Here is a 14835-nt window from a genome sequence, read left to right on the forward strand (position 1 = left end):
GTATGTATTCTGTTTGATTTTCCTATTTCCTTTAATTATAATAGTCTACTTTACGACATTTTCTGAGCATTTTCTCTTTTGTTGTATACTGATATTGTACGTTATAAAGGAGGATTCACTTATGTTGAAAATATTCACGACGCAGTTAACAGGTATTTTTTCCCGCATTCAGGATAAGGAATCTGACGCGATTGAAGATGGGGCGCGGCTGCTTGCTCAAGCGGTGATCAGCGGGCATTCCATTTATTTATACGGAGCGAATGAGCTTCAGGGCGTCTTTTATGAGGCCACCGAAAGCAAAGAACCCTTCCCATCTGTCAAAGCCTTTCCAGAAAGCGCTGAGGAAGTGACAGAAAGCGACAGGGTGCTGATGTTTTGCTCAGGGACGGGCACAGCCGAAGAACAGGCGCTCGCAAAAGAGCTTTATGAAAAAGGTGCGGGAGTCGTATGCGTATCGCCCGCAGCCAAAGACAGTGCGGGAATAGAACAGTATTGTGATGTGCATATTGATTCTAAATTAAAAATGCCGCTTGTTCCGGATGAAGACGGCACCCGTTACGGGTTTCCCTCTTTAATGACAGCACTGTATGTCTATCACGCTTTATCGTTTACACTAAAAGAAATTCTGCAAGAGTATGCATAATATCTTATTGTACATGCTGGAACTTGCCGGAAACAAATAAAAAAGACTTGCCCGCTTTTGACAAACGGCAAGTCTTTTTTATTACTTCTGATTTGCAGCTTCGACAGACGCTCCGATAAAGCCTTTGAATAGAGGCTGAGGTCTTGTCGGTCTTGACTTGAACTCTGGGTGGAACTGAGAAGCCACGAACCAAGGGTGGTCTTTCAGCTCGATGATTTCAACAAGGCGTCCATCAGGGCTTGTGCCTGAGAATACGAAGCCTTGCTCTTCCATTTGCTGTCTGAATTCATTGTTAAACTCATAGCGGTGGCGGTGGCGCTCGTACACCACTTCATCCTGATACACTTCAAAGGCTTTCGTGCCTTCTTCAAGCTTACAAGGGTAAAGGCCTAGACGAAGCGTTCCCCCGAGATCCTCCACATCCTTTTGTTCAGGAAGAAGATCAATGATCGGGTATTGAGTTGACGGATCAATTTCCGCTGAGTGGGCACCTTTTAAGCCCAATACGTTTCGTGCGTATTCAATAGACGCCACCTGCATGCCCAAGCAAATGCCCAAGAACGGAATGTTGTTTTCGCGCGCGTATTTTGTCGCGACGATTTTGCCTTCAACACCGCGGTCTCCGAATCCGCCCGGCACAATGATGCCGTCTGTTCCGCTTGTGAGTTCTGCGATATTGTTTTCTGTCACTTCTTCCGCGTTGATCCATTTCACTTTTACATCTGTGTCAAACGCATAGCCCGCATGGCGGAGAGACTCGACAACAGAAATGTATGCGTCAGGAAGCTCAACGTATTTGCCGACAAGGCCGATTGTAATCGTTTGAGACAGGTTGCTGACTTTGTTAACAAGCTCTTTCCATTCGGACATTTCCGCTTCTTTGCATGCCAATTTCATGTGCTCGCAAACAAGCTTGTCAAGCCCTTGTTTTTGAAGCTCCAGCGGAATGGAGTAAAGGTTGTCCGCATCTTCACATTCAATAACCGCTTTTGTATCGATGTCGCAGAAAAGCGCGATTTTATCTTTCATATCTTGAGAAATCGGCATTTCTGTACGAACGACGATGATGTTTGGCTGAATGCCCAAGCTGCGCAATTCTTTTACGCTGTGCTGTGTCGGTTTTGTTTTTAATTCGCCAGCAGCTTTAATGTAAGGTACAAGCGTACAGTGGATGTACATTACGTTTTCACGGCCGATATCGCTCTTCATTTGGCGGATCGCTTCAAGGAATGGCAGTGATTCGATGTCTCCGACAGTACCGCCGATTTCTGTAATAACAACATCTGCGTTGGTCTCTTTCCCTGCGCGGTAAACACGGTCTTTCAATTCGTTTGTGATGTGCGGAATGACCTGTACGGTTCCGCCAAGGTAATCTCCGCGGCGTTCTTTTTTAAGAACTGTTGAATAGATTTTACCTGTTGTCACGTTGCTGAATTTATTCAGGTTAATGTCGATAAAACGCTCATAGTGACCAAGGTCCAAGTCTGTTTCAGCGCCGTCATCCGTTACGAATACTTCACCGTGCTGGTACGGGCTCATTGTTCCCGGGTCAACGTTGATGTATGGATCGAATTTCTGAATCGTCACGTTCAGTCCGCGGTTTTTCAGCAAACGCCCTAATGAAGCTGCTACAATACCCTTTCCAAGTGAGGATACAACTCCCCCGGTTACAAAAATATATTTCGTCATTTCGTTTGCTCCTCTCTTCGCTCTTAGCTACATTTTTAAAATGTACTATTTTATAAAAAATCATTTAGCCTTTTAAATGATTTATAAGAAAAATGAGGGGTGAAAATAAGAAAGCTCCCTTTCAATTTCTTGAAAGGGAGCATAACGTACTATGTTCTCTCTTCGTTTTTGAAGAGCCCAAAATACATACTACATAGTTCGACTATGAAAGTCAAGATCGTTTTGAAGATGAAATCTGATACTATTTAATTTCCTCTTCTTCATCGTCATAGTCTTCATCATCTTCATCAATAATATCTTCTTCGATCTCAAGATCGTCGTCGTCTTCATCAAGATCTTCATCGTCAAAATCGTCGGCTTCAAGATCGAGTTCTTCCTCAACTTCATCCAAATCAAGGTCGTCTTCGTCGATCTCTTCAAACTCGTCAAGATCAAGATCTTCTTCGACTGCTTTCTTCGCTTTTTTCTTTTTCGCCTTGACTGTCGGCTGAGTTTCTTCATCAAGCTGATCATACGGATACCAGCTGCGAAGCCCCCACGTCTGGTCAGAAAGCGCCAGGAAGCGGCCGTCAATGTTTAAATCTGTATAAAATTGAGCGATGCGGTCTCCAAGCTCTTCTTTTTTCACGCCGAGCAAAGATGCGATTTCATTTAAAAGCTCCTGAAAAGGAACTGGTTTTTTATGTTCTTCAAATAATTCGTGAGCGATTTCAACTAAAGCCATTTCCTTTAGCTCTTCCTGTGAATATTGTTTGATACCCAAGGTCGGACACTCCCTTTCTATTACTTATATGTATCTGTTTTATCAATAATGAAAGCGATTTTGTATCGTTCTTATACAAACCATACCTCTCATTATAAACAAAATAAAACAGAATATGCTACCCTTAACAGCGTTAATTTAAATAATTTTACAAGAGTGATCCGACTGAGAGATGTTTTCCGTTAATCCGCGAGCATTCTGGAGATGACCAGTCTTTGAATTTCTTGAGTGCCTTCATAGATTTGCGTGATTTTTGCATCACGCATATAGCGTTCCACCGGATAATCTTTTGTATAGCCGTAGCCGCCGAAGATCTGCACGGCTTCGGTCGTCACCTTCATCGCCGTATCCCCAGCCATCAGTTTGGACATGGCGGAAGCTTTTCCATATGGAAGGCCCGATGATTCTAACCACGCAGCCTGATAGGTCAATAGCCTTGAAGCTTCTATCATTGTCGCCATATCCGCGAGTTTAAAAGCGATGCCCTGCTGCTCGGCGATCGATTTTCCGAATTGCTTTCGCTCTTTTGCATATTGAAGCGCCGTATCAAGCGCTCCTTGGGCGATGCCTACGGCTTGTGCAGCTATGCCGTTCCTGCCTCCGTCAAGCGTCTTCATCGCGATTTTGAAGCCTTCTCCTTCTTCTCCGAGACGCTTTGATGCGGGCACCACACAATCTTCGAACATGATTTCCGTTGTCGGTGAAGAACGGATGCCCAGCTTCTTTTCTTTCTTGCCTGTAAAAAATCCTTCAAAATCCTTTTCTACTATAAAAGCGGTAATGCCTTTTTTCTTTTTCTCGGGATCGGTGACGGCAAAAACAATGTAAATATCAGCAACGCCGCCGTTTGTGATAAACACTTTGGAACCATTTAACACATAGTCATCGCCGATTCGTTCAGCTGTTGTTTTCATGCTGCCGGCGTCAGAGCCAGACCCTGCTTCGGTCAAAGCGAATGCGCCGATTTTCTCTCCGAGGGCCAGCTGTGTTAAGTACTCTGTCTTCTGCTCCTCCGTCCCAAAGGCAAACAGCGGCCAGCTGCAAAGAGAGATATGGGCGGAAAGCGTCACACCGGTGGAGGCGCACACTTTTGACAGCTCCTCCACCGCGATGACATAGGCTAAATAGTCACTTCCGATTCCGCCGTAATCTTCAGGCCACGGAATTCCCGTCAGCCCCAGATTTGCCATTTCCCGAAACAGCTCGCGATCGAAGCGTTCTTGTTCGTCTCGTTCTGCCGCTGTCGGGGCCACCTCATGCTTCGCAAAATCGCGCACCAATTTTCGTATCATCTCATGTTCTTCTGATAATGAAAAATTCATTGCTTCTCCCCCATTTTCAGATCAGCGCCTAAAACGGATTGAGCCAGAAGCTCGACGACGTCGTACGTTTTGACTTGATCTTCGGCTTCCTTCGCCTTTGTGCCGTCCCCAAGCATTGTGAGACAGTACGGACAGCCGGAACTGATCACCGATGGGTTGACTGCGAGCGCTTGCTCTGTCCTGGCGACGTTAATCCTGTTGCCTGTTTCTTCCTCCATCCACATTAATCCCCCGCCAGCTCCGCAGCACATGCCGGTTTCCCGGTTTCTCTCCATTTCAACAAGCTGCACGCCCGGAATAGCTTTCAAAATCTCTCTCGGCGGATCATAGACTTCATTGTACCGGCCCAAATAGCACGAATCATGGAAGGTAATCGTCTCATGAAGCGGGTGCTGCGGCTTTAATTTTCCGTTTTTCACAAGCTCGGCCAGCACTTCTGTATGATGATAAACCTCGCCTTCAAATCCGAAATCCGGATATTCGTTTTTAAATAAATTGTATGCATGGGGATCGATCGTAACGATTTTTTTGACATCATTTTTTTCAAATTCAGAAATATTCTTCTCAGCCAGCTCTTGGAACAAAAATTCATTTCCGAGGCGGCGCGGCGTGTCTCCTGAATTTTTTTCTTTATTGCCGAGGATCGCGAAGGTCACGCCCGCGTGATTGAGCAGCTTAGCAAAGGAAATTGCGATTTTCTGGCTTCTATTGTCGTAAGACCCCATGGAACCTACCCAGAAAAGGTACTCAAATTCTTTGCCTTCTTTTTTCATTTCTTTTACAGTCGGAATCTCAGCATCCGGCGCCTCGTCACGCCAATTTTCACGTTCCTTGCGGTTGAGTCCCCACGGATTCCCCTGCCGCTCAATACTTGTCATTGCGCGCTGGGCGTCACTGTCCATTTTTCCTTCTGTCAGTACGAGGTAGCGGCGGAGATCGATGATTTTATCCACATGCTCATTCATGACCGGGCATTGATCCTCACAGTTTCGGCAAGTGGTGCACGCCCAAATTTCTTCCTCTGTAATGACGTCGCCGATCAAGCTTGGATTGTAATCAAGCGCCGCTGCGGCTTCCTGCGATCCGCTGCCCGCTGACGCCGCAGCCAGCTGATTGCCTCTCGTATGCCGAAACGCTGCTGCGGGCACCCATGGGGAGCGCGAGGTGACGGCAGCGCCTTTTTCCGTGAGATGGTCTCTGAGACGCAAAATCAAGTCCATCGGAGAAAGCATTTTTCCGGTGCCTGTTGCAGGACACATATTGGTACAGCGGCCGCACTCGACACACGCGTACAGATCAAGCAGCTGAGACTGTCTGAAATCCTCAATTTTTCCTGCTCCGTAGCTTTCTTTCGTTTCGTCGGTAAAATCAATTTTTTCCAGTTTTCCGGCAGATTCCATTCTATTGAAAAAGACGTTTGCCGGGCCGGCGATTAAATGGGCATGCTTCGACTGAGGCACGTACACTAAAAAGCTAAGCAAGAATAGGAGATGGATCCACCATGCGATATAGAAAATCACCGCCGCGCCTGTTTTCCCGACACCGCTAAGCATAAACGCAATACCTGAGGCAATTGGCTCGCTCCAAGAAAGCCCATGCTCATGCCAAATCAGATTCATCCCGTTCCCAAGCAGAACAGTCAGCATTAACCCTCCGATGAAAATCAGAACAAGTCCGGCTTTGAAACCGCGTTTCAGCCTCACGAGCTTTTCGATATAACGTCTGTAAAATGCCCATCCTACAGCAATTAAAATGAGAAACGTAACAATTTCCTGAAAAAAGGTGAAGGCGGGATAGACCGGGCCAAGCGGCAGATTCCGGCCGGGAGCCAGTCCTTTGATGATAAAGTCAATTGCTCCGAACTGAACCAATATAAATCCGTAGAAAAACATGACGTGAATGATTCCGCTTTTCTTGTCCTTGAGCAGTTTTTTCTGTCCGAATACATTCACCCATATGGCGTGAAGCCGTTCCTTGAACCGTTGATCAAATTGTTCTTTCTGGCCGAGCTTGATGTAGGCCAGTCTCGTTTTGACCAAGTACACAAACAAATAGACAGCGTAAGCGGTTACAATCAGAAATAATAATGCATTTGCGATGAGAAAGCCGCTCATTCCAATTCCCCCTTTTTACTGATAAAGACCGCGATCCCCTACCCCCGAATCTGTATAAGATTATCTTTATGATAAATAATGAATGAGTGTTCAGTCAATAATTAAATTCCTGCTGTTCGGGCACACTACCATTACTACGGAAAGGAGTGCCGGTATGAAGGTATTTATCGTGATTATGATCATTGTCGTTATTTTCTTTGCCTTGATTCTGCTTGATATCTTCATGGGCCGTGCCGGATACAGAAAAAAGGCGTACGAGCCTGTTTTTTCAAAAAAGAAGAGTGACATCGAATTGATCCACTGCGGCGCTGATCTCGTTGAGCGGATGATGAATGATATTCGCCAGGCCGCCTCTTCTGTTCACATGATGTTTTTTATTATGAAAAATGATGAGGTCAGCCACAATATGTATACCTTGCTGAAAACAAAAGCCCAAGCTGGCGTCTCCGTTTATTTGCTTCTGGATTGGGCGGGCTGCCGGGCAATTAAAAAAACGGCGCTGCAGACGATGAAAAATGCCGGCGTCCATGTCCATGTGATGAATCGTCCCCGTTTTCCTTTTTTCTTTTTTCACATGCAAAAACGAAATCACCGGAAGATTACGGTGATAGACGGAAAAATCGGTTATATCGGCGGGTTTAACATCGCCGAAGAATATCTTGGAAAGAAGGCGAAGTTCGGCAATTGGGAGGATTATCATCTGCGCATGATGGGAGAAGGCGTACATGATCTTCAAACGCTTTTTGCTTCTGATCTAAAACGAAATACCGGAATCGAACTGGGTTCGGATGTTTGGCCAAAGCTTCAGCAAGGGACTATTTCTCACAAGATATATGCGACTGACGGTTATTCCCTTGAAAACATATACTTGGCCAATATTGCCCAAGCGAAGAATCGCCTTACGGTTTGCACGCCTTATTACATTCCATCAAAGCCGCTTCAAGAGGCCCTCATTAACGCAAGAAAAAACGGCGTATCCGTGAGAATCATTGTACCGATGAAATCAGACCATCCGCTGGTACGAGAAGCGGCTTTTACGTATTATTCGGAGCTCTTGGATGCCGGCTGTCTTATTTATCGTTATTATCAAGGGTTTTATCATGTAAAAGCCCTCATCATAGACGACCATCTCAGCATTATCGGAACAGCCAACTTCGATAAACGAAGCCTGTTTTTAAATGAAGAGGTGAATGTCGAAATTGATGACGAAGCGTTTACAAGTGAAGTCTATGCCACGATTGAGGAGGATATGAAAAAGTCGGAGCGGCTGACGATGGAGGATTTCAGCAAGCGCACATTCAGGCAGCGCCCGGCGGAATGGCTCGGCAGGGCATTATCTTATTTCTTATAAAGGAGAGTTCCTATGATTTTCAGATTCGGGTTCGTTTCAAATGCGATGAGCCTTTGGGATGCGTCTCCCGCTAAAACATTGACATTCGCGCGTTATTCAAAGCTTTCAAAGACTGAAAGAAAAGAAGCGCTTCTGACTGTGACAAAAGCCAATTTGCGCAATACGATGAGAACCCTTCACTATATCATCGGACACGGCATCCCTTTGTACCGTTTTTCCAGTTCGATTGTGCCGCTGGCTACGCATCCCGACGTGATGTGGGATTTTGTAACACCGTTTCAAAAAGAGTTTCGGGAGATTGGAGACCTTGTTAAAACCCATCAACTGCGAACAAGCTTTCATCCAAATCAATTCACTCTGTTTACGAGCCCGAAGGAATCCCTCACAAAAAATGCGGTAACCGATATGGCGTATCACTACCGCATGCTTGAAGCCATGGGCATTGCTGATCGCTCCGTTATCAACATTCATATTGGCGGCGCTTACGGAAATAAAGACACCGCCACTGCACAATTTCATCAAAATATAAAACAGCTGCCGCAGGAGATCAAAGAGCGGATGACACTTGAAAATGATGATAAAACATATACAACGGAAGAAACGCTTCAGGTCTGTGAGCAGGAGGATGTTCCGTTTGTCTTTGACTTTCATCATTTTTACGCCAATCCAGACGATCACGCCGACCTGAATGAAGCACTGCCCCGCATGATCAAAACGTGGGAGCGGATCGGCCTTCAGCCAAAGGTTCACTTGTCTTCCCCAAAATCGGAACAAGCGATACGCAGCCATGCCGATTATGTTGACGCCAACTTTTTGCTGCCGCTGTTGGAACGCTTTAGGCAATGGGGAACGAATATTGATTTCATGATTGAAGCAAAGCAGAAAGACAAGGCGCTTCTCCGCTTGATGGATGAATTAAGCTCCATCCGCGGTGTCAAACGCATCGGGGGCGGTGCGCTGCAATGGAAGTCATAAATGTGCAAAAATAGGTTTACGACTTGTCAGCTTTGGGAACTTAGGCTATATAAGACAACAATCGATGGAGGAGAAAGATCATGAAAAATATCAAGTCTCTGAAAGTAGCCGCACAGGCCTTTACTTTAAGAAATTTGATTCATCTTTATAAAATGTGCCATTCCGGAAGCCACGAGGTTTATATTTATTCAAAGAAAACGATGTGCAAAATCAAAAGCTTAATTGAGCTTGAAACATTCCGCATGGCTCATAATGAAAAGGAATATCTGATCGTAGTTGAAGGAACAAAAGCATCACAGCTCATTGAAAAATTCCAAAATCTCATCGAGCCTGCTGAGAGAGAAGCGCTCTAACTTACATACAAAAAAGGATAGACATCTGTCTATCCTTTTTCTTATGCTCTTACATAATGGAGCTGAACCGCTTGTCCAAATTGTTTTGTCCCTTTAAACCGCAGTTTTGTTTCATTTGTTAGTTCGTGAAACAGCGGGATGCCGCTTCCTAAAACGACGGGAATAACAGTGATGATGAATTCGTCGATGGCATCTTCTTTCATAAAGTCATTCACAAGCTCTGCCCCGCCAGCTATCCAGATGTTTGAGCCTTTTTCCTGTTTCAAACGGGCAGTGAAAGCTCTGGCTCCCTCATTGATAAACGTCACATGTTCATCTTGATAACTGTCGGGCGATCCTGTAAAAACATAGCAGGTTTTATCCTGATACGGGAAAACCGGTGTTAGCACTTTAACGTGCTCATATGTGCTCCGCCCTAAAATGACTGTATCAACAGTCTGATAAAAATCACTGTAGCCGTTGTCACCTTCACCTTCAAATTCATCCAGCCAATCGATGCTTCCATCTTCTTTTGCGATCATCCCGTCCAATGAAACAGCAATGTACAGCACAGTTTTTCTTTCCATGTTCTCCTCCTATCGATGCACCATTTGCCCGAATTGCGCTTGATGCAGCCTGCTGTATAGGCCTCCGGCTTCGATCAGGTCTTGATGGCGGCCTTGTTCTTCAATACCGTTGTTTGTGACGACTACAATTGTGTCCGCGTCTTTGATCGTCGCCAGCCTGTGGGCGATGACAAGCGTCGTACGCCCCTCAGACAACTCTTGAAGCGCCTTTTGGATCGCAGCTTCCGTCTCTGTATCAAGGGCTGAGGTGGCTTCGTCGAGAATCAAGATCGACGGATTTTTCAAGAACATCCTTGCAATTGACAGACGCTGTTTTTGCCCGCCGGAAAGCTTCACGCCTCGTTCGCCAATCATAGTATCCAACCCATCGGGCATGTTATGGACGAGCTCTTCCAGATGCGCCTGCTTCACAGCTTGCCAAATGTCTTCTTCTGATGCGCCTAATCGGCCGTAGGCGATATTTTCTCTAAGCGTGCCCGAGAATAAGAAAACGTCCTGCTGCACGACGCCAATCTGCCCGCGCAACGAAGAAAGCGTCATGTCTTTTATACTGATGCCGTCAATCGTAATGTCGCCCTCCGATGCTTCATAAAAACGCGGAAGCAGACTGCAAAGCGTTGATTTCCCCGCACCTGACGGACCGACGAACGCCACCGTTTCCCCCGCTTGAATGGATAGGTTGATGTCATTGAGGACATTGTGATGGCCATCATAGCCAAACGAAACATGTTTATAGCGGATATTGCCCTTCAGGCCGGAAACATCTCTCGCATCAGGTGAATCCTGAATGTCCGGCTCTGTCTCCATGAGCTCCATATAGCTTTTGAAACCCGCGATCCCCCTCGGATACATTTCAATAATGGCATTAATTTTGTCAATAGGCCTGAATAGCACATTTGTCAGGAGCACAAACGCCACGAATTCCCCGTACGATAAGGAGCCGCGAATGACAAACCACGTCCCGCACAAAAGGACAAACAGCGTGACAAACCGGGTCAGCATATAGCTGATTGAACCGTTTTTCGCCATGATTTTGTAGGAAGAAAGCTTTGTGACACGAAAACGCTGGTTGTTGACGGCGAAGCGTTCTTTTTCAAACGCTTCATTTCCGAACGCCTGCACAAGCCGGATGCCGCCGATGTTATTTTCTACACGCGCGCTGAAGTCTCCGATATCCTTGTTCAGCGTGGTAAATGCTTTGGTCATTTTTTTGTTGAAATAAAGCGCTAGCCAAATGACGATCGGCATAATGATAAACGTTAATAAAGCAAGCTGCCAGTTAATAAACAGCATCACTCCGAACGCCCCGAGAATGGTCATGACCGCAATGAATAAGTCTTCCGGACCGTGATGGGCGACTTCACCGATATACATTAAATCGTTCGTGAGCTTCGACATCAGCGTTCCCGTCTTGTTGTTGTCGTAAAATTTGAACGAGAGCTTTTGCAAATGGTCAAAAAGCGACTTTCTCATATCAGTCTCAATATTGATACCAAGCATGTGTCCCCAGTAGGTCACGATATACTGAAGAGCCGAGCTGAGCGCGTACACCGCAAATAACCCGATTGAGGTCGCGATGATCAGTCCCCAGTCCCTGCCCGGCAGCAAGGTATCAATAAAATAATTGACGATCAAAGGAAAACTCAGCTCCATTAAACCTCCCGCGATCGCTGAGAAAAAGTCGAGAAAGAACAACGTTTTATATGGTTTATAATATGAAAAAAATTGCCGCAGCACCCTATCTTCCCCCAATGTATAAATAACTGATAATATTTCTCAATTATACTATACACGGGCTGTTTTGAAAGATCAGATTTCTTTTTTCTTACAGAACACCTGAAAACAGGCGGGCAAATGACTCTTTTGTCCGGTCAGCCACGCCTCTTTTATAAAAGCCGACAGGGCTGAGCTTTTCACTTTCCTGCATATCCTCTTCAAAATGGGCCTCAAGGGTTCGGATCGCTTCGGCATCCGTGAAGAACACATTCACTTCAAAGTTGAGCTGAAAGCTGCGCATGTCCATATTCGCGGTACCGACGGAGGCGAGATCGCCATCAATGATCATGACTTTTTGATGCATGAAGCCTTTTTGGTAGGAGTACACTTCAATGCCCTCAAGGAGCAGCTCCGGGAAATAGGACCTCGACGCGTATTGGGTCAAAAAGCTGTCGTTCTTCTCCGGCACCATAACCCTTACCTCTACCCCCTTTGTCGCCGCTGCTTTTAGCGCCGTGCGAATGGATTCATTGGGGACAAAATAGGGCGTGGCGATCCATATTGATTTCTGCGCTGAAGAAATCATTTCATAATAAAGGTCGCTCATGCTTTCCTTCATGTCAGGGCCTGTCGCGACAATTTGATAAATGCCTCCTCCTTCCACGGGAACCGGGGTATTGTACTCCTCTTGATCAATTAGCACTTCATTGGAGACATATTCCCAATCCAGCATAAAGATAGCGTGGAGCGTTTGCACAATTTCCCCCTCAAGCCGCAGGTGTGTATCTCTCCAAAATCCGATGTGCGGATCTCTGCTGATATATTCCTTCCCGACATTTAATCCACCCACAAAACCGGTTTTCCCATCGATGATCACGATTTTCCGGTGATTTCTGAAATTCAGCTTCTGGTTGAAAAACCCGTATTTCAGCGGAGAAAACGGGACGATGTCCACCCCCGCTTGTTCCATTCTCATAATATCTCTTCTTGCCAGCTTCATGCTTCCTGCCGCATCGTATAAAAACCTCACCTCGACACCCTGGCGTGCTTTTTCCATCATAATGTCCATCATGCCGCGTCCGAGCATGTCTGATTTAAACATGTAGTATTCAATATGTATGTAAGATTCCGCTTTTCTCATTGCTTTGAAAATGTCCGGGAAGGTTTCTTCGCCGTTTTTCAGCACTTTGATGTTGCTTTTCGTATTGATATTCATATGGGCAGCCCTGATGGAATAGGTAAAGAACCTCTCTTGATTGTCCTTCAGCCCTGTCACTTCGGGCGTTTCCTCCTTGTCAAACAGCTTCCTGAGCTTTTCCCTGTTGTACATTCGTTTTGTCTTAAATAGCTTTCCCTTTACATAAAGCTGTCCCGAAAACAGATAAAACACGTAGCCGACGATTGGAAAAAAGACAAGAATGTGGATCCATAGCAGCGTGTGCTGCGAGGTGCGGTTTTCAAGAATTAATGAATAGATGCTGAACAAAATAATGCTTATATAGCAAAGCAATCCTCCGTAAAACTCAAGCCTGGAAACCGGAAAAAACCAGATGACATATGCCCCGATGAGCATCATATATAAAAAGAAAAATTCCAGTCTCCTTTTCAGCATCCTGATTCTCTCCAATCTGATTCAATTACCTCTGTATTACCTCTTTTTTCTAATCGATAAACCTTGTAAGTAAAAAACCTCTCCGCCAAAGGAGGAGAGGTTTAGAGAAAACTAACTGTCACGGAATTCATCCGCATCGTTTCTGCAGAAATAAAGCAAGACTATTGGCAACGCCGAGTGAAGCCTGATGATACAACATGAGCGACAGGCCGAACCCGCTCAGCACTCCGGCAAGCGCCGAAAAAGAGGCGGCGCTGTGACTGCAAATACGGTGGATAGAGTGAATTTGATACCCATTCTGATGAGCGAAAATATATAAAACGGGATATTGATCAGAAAGATATAAGGAGTTAGTCAGGCTGAGTCATAATCTGCTGTTCCGCCGGTTTAAAATGAGTAAAATCCGTTTTATTCTTGATGTTATTTCCAAATACAAACACAACAGGATTCCCGGCCGCCCAGCCATTACCTTGGCAGAAAAAACCCCCTCTTGCAAGGGGGATTTTCACGAGCGTTTCCGATATACAATGTAGCTGCGGGTCAGATACTTGAGCGGCAGACTGAACACATGAACCAATCTCGTAAACGGCCACAGGATAAAAACGACGTATCCTATCACAATATGAAACTTAAACCATAGCGGGACACTCTCCATCAAAGAGGCGTCAGGCCTGAACAAAACGATTTCCCTGAACCAGGGCCCGACTGTGGTCCGGTAATCAAATCCTTTCGAATCAATGTTGAGAAACGTGGCCGCAACGCCTGACAGCATCATGAACAGCAGCAGGAGGAGCGTAAGGATATCGGATGGCGAGCTCGTTTTGCGGATTCTTTTGTCAAACAGCCTTCTGTACGTCAGGATGACAAGTCCGGTACATGCCGCAATGCCCGCCGGCAAGCCAGCGCCAATCGCCATTTTGTGATACATATGCTCTGAAATGCCAAGGGAAGCATACACGCCTTCTGGGATCAGAATCCCCATGACATGCCCGCCGACAACGCACAGCAGTCCCCAGTGAAAAAGTGTGCTGCCCGCCGCAAGTTTTTTCTTTTCTAACAGCTCGCTTGATTTCGCCGTCCAGCCAAATTGGTCATGCTGGTAGCGGTAAATATGGCCGCCGATAAAGATCGTCAATACAATGTATGGCATAATACCCCAGAGGATCTGCCCGCTCATGCCTGAACAGCCCCTTCAACGCTTTCACGTACGCCGATGGTTTCAAGCGCGGCCAGCAGCACGTGCAGCAGTTCAGCGTATATACTGTCATTTTTTTCGAGACGGGATGCCAGCTCCCTCACATTGGACAGATATTTCTCAAACACGCTTCTCGCTGCTTCAATTTCTGCAGCCGCAGCAAATTCCAGCATCAGCGGCAGATAATCAGGCAGCTCTTTCTCTGTCGGCAGAAAACCGGATTGCTCGTATGTGTTTTTTAAATGCAGCAATTCAATGCCGCGTTCCCTTTGCTCGCCCGAGTTAAAGTAGGTGACATACATATTTGTTTTTTTTCCAAAGTCGAACGTATAGACATAGTGTTCAATCAGCGCTTCCGGTGAAAAGCTGGCTGACGCCTCGAAAAAGTGCAGCAGCTTCTCCCGGATTTGCCGGTTGCCGATTTCATGGATAAGAGCCTTCCATTCGGGAATCTCGGCTCTCCACTCTTCATCCGGATAAGAGAGAAGAGAGGAAAGAGCGGAGAACGTAATTTGCCGGTCTGTGGTGTTCATCTT

Annotated in this window: 13 protein-coding genes and 1 pseudogene; 4 read left to right on the forward strand and 10 right to left on the reverse strand. The window is 46.0% G+C overall.

Annotated features, from left to right (window positions below):
* Positions 1-121: 121 nt before the first annotated feature.
* Complete coding sequence (locus NYE56_RS18865; RefSeq protein ID WP_024572667.1) at positions 122-643, forward strand: DUF2529 domain-containing protein; 522 nt, start codon at positions 122-124, stop codon at positions 641-643.
* Positions 644-724: 81 nt separating this feature from the next.
* Here the strand turns inward: NYE56_RS18865 and pyrG are convergent, their stop codons facing one another.
* The 4 genes from pyrG to NYE56_RS18885 all read right to left on the reverse strand — a co-directional run bounded on the left by pyrG (position 725) and on the right by NYE56_RS18885 (position 6531).
* Positions 725-2332, reverse strand: a complete 1608-nt coding sequence (gene pyrG, locus NYE56_RS18870; protein ID WP_003227612.1) for a glutamine hydrolyzing CTP synthase — start codon at positions 2330-2332, stop codon at positions 725-727.
* 241 nt (positions 2333-2573) lie between these two features.
* Positions 2574-3095 (reverse strand): DNA-directed RNA polymerase subunit delta, encoded by a 522-nt coding sequence (gene rpoE, locus NYE56_RS18875; RefSeq protein ID WP_003227609.1) that lies wholly within the window; start codon positions 3093-3095, stop codon positions 2574-2576.
* 182 nt (positions 3096-3277) lie between these two features.
* The gene (acdA, locus tag NYE56_RS18880) at positions 3278-4417 is read right to left on the reverse strand and encodes an acyl-CoA dehydrogenase AcdA (RefSeq protein WP_341284240.1); all 1140 of its coding nucleotides are present in this window, start codon (positions 4415-4417) and stop codon (positions 3278-3280) included.
* Positions 4414-6531, reverse strand: a complete 2118-nt coding sequence (locus NYE56_RS18885) for a heterodisulfide reductase-related iron-sulfur binding cluster (protein ID WP_268555949.1) — start codon at positions 6529-6531, stop codon at positions 4414-4416. The genes acdA and NYE56_RS18885 overlap by 4 nt, the downstream gene beginning before the upstream one ends.
* Before the next feature lie 154 nt (positions 6532-6685).
* On the opposite strand from NYE56_RS18885, the gene cls (NYE56_RS18890) reads away from it, so the two are divergent.
* The 3 genes from cls (NYE56_RS18890) (at position 6686) to NYE56_RS18900 (ending at position 9210) form a co-directional block, all read left to right on the forward strand.
* Positions 6686-7882 carry a cardiolipin synthase gene (cls, locus tag NYE56_RS18890; RefSeq protein WP_024571804.1) on the forward strand — a complete coding sequence of 399 codons (1197 nt, stop codon included), beginning with the start codon at positions 6686-6688 and terminating at the stop codon, positions 7880-7882.
* 12 nt (positions 7883-7894) lie between these two features.
* Entirely contained in the window at positions 7895-8857 is a 963-nt protein-coding gene (gene uvsE / locus NYE56_RS18895) for a UV DNA damage repair endonuclease UvsE (RefSeq protein ID WP_268555951.1), read from the forward strand.
* Between the two features lie 80 nt (positions 8858-8937).
* Positions 8938-9210, forward strand: coding sequence for a hypothetical protein (locus tag NYE56_RS18900; RefSeq protein WP_003227597.1), 273 nt, complete (start codon positions 8938-8940; stop codon positions 9208-9210).
* A gap of 41 nt (positions 9211-9251) precedes the next feature.
* On the opposite strand, the gene NYE56_RS18905 is transcribed toward NYE56_RS18900, so the two are convergent.
* The 6 genes and pseudogenes from NYE56_RS18905 to narJ form a co-directional block, all read right to left on the reverse strand.
* Positions 9252-9776 (reverse strand): dihydrofolate reductase family protein, encoded by a 525-nt coding sequence (locus tag NYE56_RS18905; RefSeq protein WP_122895642.1) that lies wholly within the window; start codon positions 9774-9776, stop codon positions 9252-9254.
* Between the two features lie 9 nt (positions 9777-9785).
* The gene (locus tag NYE56_RS18910) at positions 9786-11513 is read right to left on the reverse strand and encodes an ABC transporter ATP-binding protein (RefSeq protein WP_341284241.1); all 1728 of its coding nucleotides are present in this window, start codon (positions 11511-11513) and stop codon (positions 9786-9788) included.
* An 88-nt stretch (positions 11514-11601) separates the two neighbouring features.
* Positions 11602-13104, reverse strand: coding sequence for a cardiolipin synthase (gene cls / locus NYE56_RS18915; RefSeq protein WP_140600036.1), 1503 nt, complete (start codon positions 13102-13104; stop codon positions 11602-11604).
* Positions 13105-13234: 130 nt separating this feature from the next.
* Positions 13235-13443, reverse strand: a pseudogene (locus NYE56_RS18920) (YitT family protein); the annotation flags it as partial.
* 166 nt (positions 13444-13609) lie between these two features.
* The gene (gene narI / locus NYE56_RS18925) at positions 13610-14281 is read right to left on the reverse strand and encodes a respiratory nitrate reductase subunit gamma (RefSeq protein ID WP_341284242.1); all 672 of its coding nucleotides are present in this window, start codon (positions 14279-14281) and stop codon (positions 13610-13612) included.
* On the reverse strand, positions 14278-14832 hold the full coding sequence (gene narJ / locus NYE56_RS18930) for a nitrate reductase molybdenum cofactor assembly chaperone (RefSeq protein WP_153257089.1): 555 nt from the start codon (positions 14830-14832) through the stop codon (positions 14278-14280). The genes narI and narJ overlap by 4 nt, the downstream gene beginning before the upstream one ends.
* Positions 14833-14835: the final 3 nt, after the last annotated feature.

It is taken from the genome of Bacillus sp. FSL R5-0603 (genome assembly GCF_038050295.1).
Taxonomy (GTDB): domain Bacteria; phylum Bacillota; class Bacilli; order Bacillales; family Bacillaceae; genus Bacillus; species Bacillus subtilis.

Coding starts and splice junctions, on each gene's coding strand:
- NYE56_RS18865 (WP_024572667.1), top strand. CDS start 122: ATGTTGAAAATATTCACGACGCAGTTAACAGGTATTTTTTCCCGCATT.
- pyrG (WP_003227612.1), bottom strand. CDS start 2,332: ATGACGAAATATATTTTTGTAACCGGGGGAGTTGTATCCTCACTTGGA.
- acdA (WP_341284240.1), bottom strand. CDS start 4,417: ATGAATTTTTCATTATCAGAAGAACATGAGATGATACGAAAATTGGTG.
- NYE56_RS18885 (WP_268555949.1), bottom strand. CDS start 6,531: ATGAGCGGCTTTCTCATCGCAAATGCATTATTATTTCTGATTGTAACC.
- cls (WP_024571804.1), top strand. CDS start 6,686: ATGAAGGTATTTATCGTGATTATGATCATTGTCGTTATTTTCTTTGCC.
- uvsE (WP_268555951.1), top strand. CDS start 7,895: ATGATTTTCAGATTCGGGTTCGTTTCAAATGCGATGAGCCTTTGGGAT.
- NYE56_RS18900 (WP_003227597.1), top strand. CDS start 8,938: ATGAAAAATATCAAGTCTCTGAAAGTAGCCGCACAGGCCTTTACTTTA.
- NYE56_RS18905 (WP_122895642.1), bottom strand. CDS start 9,776: ATGGAAAGAAAAACTGTGCTGTACATTGCTGTTTCATTGGACGGGATG.
- cls (WP_140600036.1), bottom strand. CDS start 13,104: ATGCTGAAAAGGAGACTGGAATTTTTCTTTTTATATATGATGCTCATC.
- narI (WP_341284242.1), bottom strand. CDS start 14,281: ATGAGCGGGCAGATCCTCTGGGGTATTATGCCATACATTGTATTGACG.
- narJ (WP_153257089.1), bottom strand. CDS start 14,832: ATGAACACCACAGACCGGCAAATTACGTTCTCCGCTCTTTCCTCTCTT.